Source organism: Shigella sp. FJ200513 (assembly GCF_040495915.1).
In the GTDB taxonomy this organism is placed as follows: Bacteria; Pseudomonadota; Gammaproteobacteria; order Enterobacterales; family Enterobacteriaceae; genus ECMA0423.
Window position 1 is genome coordinate 1 of sequence record NZ_JBDYCV010000203.1, and the last position, 2643, is coordinate 2643.

1 pseudogene is annotated in these 2643 nt (G+C 47.1%); it reads left to right on the forward strand.

From position 1 onward, the window contains the following. Window positions 1-75: 75 nt before the first annotated feature. Window positions 76-2574 (forward strand): annotated as a pseudogene (locus ABZJ92_RS21335) (M16 family metallopeptidase); the annotation flags it as partial. Between the last annotated feature and the right edge of the window lie 69 nt (window positions 2575-2643).

Sequence of the window (2643 nt, forward strand, 5' to 3'; positions counted from 1 at the left end):
GATGGAAATGGAAGCCACGCAAGCACCTTAAAATCACCATCATACACTAAATCAGTAAGTTGGCAGCATTACCCATTGCAGGAAGAAGACAATGAGCGCGGCGTGGCTCATTTTGTAGAACATATGATGTTTAACGGCACAAAAACATGGCCGGGTAATAAAGTCATCGAAACATTTGAGTCAATGGGCCTGCGTTTTGGTCGCGATGTTAATGCCTATACCAGCTATGACGAAACGGTGTATCAGGTGAGTTTGCCGACTACGCAGAAACAAAATCTGCAACAAGTGATGGCAATCTTCAGTGAATGGAGTAATGCCGCAACCTTTGAAAAACTCGAAGTAGACGCTGAACGTGGCGTAATTACTGAGGAATGGCGTGCCCATCAGGATGCGAAATGGCGCACCTCTCAGGCGCGCCGCCCTTTCCTGCTGGCTAATACCCGTAATTTAGACCGTGAACCTATCGGCCTGATGGATACTGTCGCCACGGTCACGCCGGCACAATTGCGCCAATTTTATCAACGCTGGTATCAACCAAATAATATGACCTTTATCGTGGTCGGCGATATCGACAGTAAAGAAGCGCTGGCGCTGATAAAGGATAATTTAAGTAAGCTTCCGGCTAACAAAGCAGCTGAAAATCGCGTCTGGCCGACAAAAGCCGAAAACCACCTGCGCTTTAATATCATTAATGATAAAGAAAACCGGGTGAACGGCATCGCACTCTATTATCGCCTGCCAATGGTACAAGTGAACGATGAGCAAAGCTTTGTCGAACAAGCTGAATGGAGCATGTTAGTTCAGCTGTTCAATCAACGTCTGCAGGAACGCATACAGTCGGGCGAGTTGAAGACTATTTCTGGCGGCACTGCGCGCAGCGTTAAAATTGCACCCGATTATCAGTCGCTGTTTTTCCGTGTAAATGCACGAGACGATAATATGCAGGATGCTGCGAATGCATTAATGGCAGAGTTGGCAACCATTGATCAGCATGGTTTTTCTGCTGAAGAACTCGATGATGTCAAATCTACCCGCCTCACCTGGCTGAAAAATGCGGTTGATCAGCAAGCTGAACGTGATTTACGTATGCTGACCAGTCGCCTGGCATCCAGCTCATTAAATAATACGCCGTTCTTGTCGCCGGAAGAGACATATCAACTTTCGAAACGTCTGTGGCAGCAAATTACCGTGCAAAGTCTGGCGGAAAAATGGCAGCAGTTAAGAAAGAACCAGGACGCATTTTGGGAGCAAATGGTAAACAATGAGCTTGCCGCCAAAAAAGCATTGTCTCCTGCGGCTATCCTGGCGCTGGAAAAAGAGTACGCCAACAAAAAGCTGGCGGCTTACATCTTCCCAGGCAGAAATTTATCGTTAACAGTAGACGCTGACCCACAGGCGGAAATTAGCAGCAAAGAAACGCTGGCTGAGAATCTGACATCATTAACACTTTCCAATGGTGCCAAGGTTATTCTGGCAAAATCCGCGGGTGAAGAGCAAAAGCTACAAATTATTGCCGTATCGAATAAAGGCGATTTAAGTTTCCCTGCGCAGCAAAAATCACTTATCGCGCTGGCAAATAAAGCAGTTAGCGGAAGCGGCGTTGGCGAACTCTCCTCTTCCAGCCTGAAACGCTGGAGTGCGGAAAACTCGGTAACCATGAGCAGTAAAGTCAGTGGCATGAATACGTTGCTCTCCGTTAGCGCGCGGACTAATAACCCTGAACCTGGTTTCCAGTTGATTAACCAGCGAATCACCCACAGCACGATTAACGACAATATTTGGGCATCGCTACAAAATGCTCAAATTCAGGCGTTGAAAACGCTCGACCAGCGTCCAGCGGAGAAATTCGCCCAGCTGATGTATGAGACGCGCTATGCTGATGACCGCACGAAATTACTGCAAGAAAATCAGATTGCACAGTTTACTGCCGCAGATGCGCTGGCTGCCGATCGCCAGTTGTTTTCATCTCCAGCGGATATCACGTTTGTCATTGTCGGTAATGTCGCAGAAGACAAACTCGTGGCGTTAATTACGCGTTACTTAGGCTCAATCAAACACTCTGATTCGCCATTAGCCGCAGGTAAACCATTAACTCGCGCGACGGACAACGCATCGGTTACTGTAAAAGAACAAAATGAACCTGTGGCACAGGTTTCACAGTGGAAGCGTTATGATTCCCGGACACCTGTTAATCTGGCGACGCGTATGGCGCTCGATGCTTTTAACGTCGCACTGGCAAAAGATCTACGCGTTAATATTCGTGAACAGGCATCTGGGGCATACAGCGTTTCTTCTCGCCTCTCGGTTGATCCTCAGGCTAAAGATATCAGTCATTTGCTGGCTTTTACTTGTCAACCAGAACGACATGATGAACAGTTAACGTTAGCGAATGAAGTGATGGTTAAGCGTTTGACTAAGGGGATCAGTGAGCAAGAACTGAACGAATACCAGCAAAACGTTCAGCGCAGCCTCGATATCCAACAGCGTAGCGTTCAACAATTAGCGAACACTATTATAAATAGTCTTATTCAATATGACGATCCTGCAGCATGGACTGAGCAGGAGCAATTGTTGGTAATGCTGCCAACTTACTGATTTAGTGTATGATGGTGATTTTAAGGTGCTTGCGTGGCTTCCATTTCC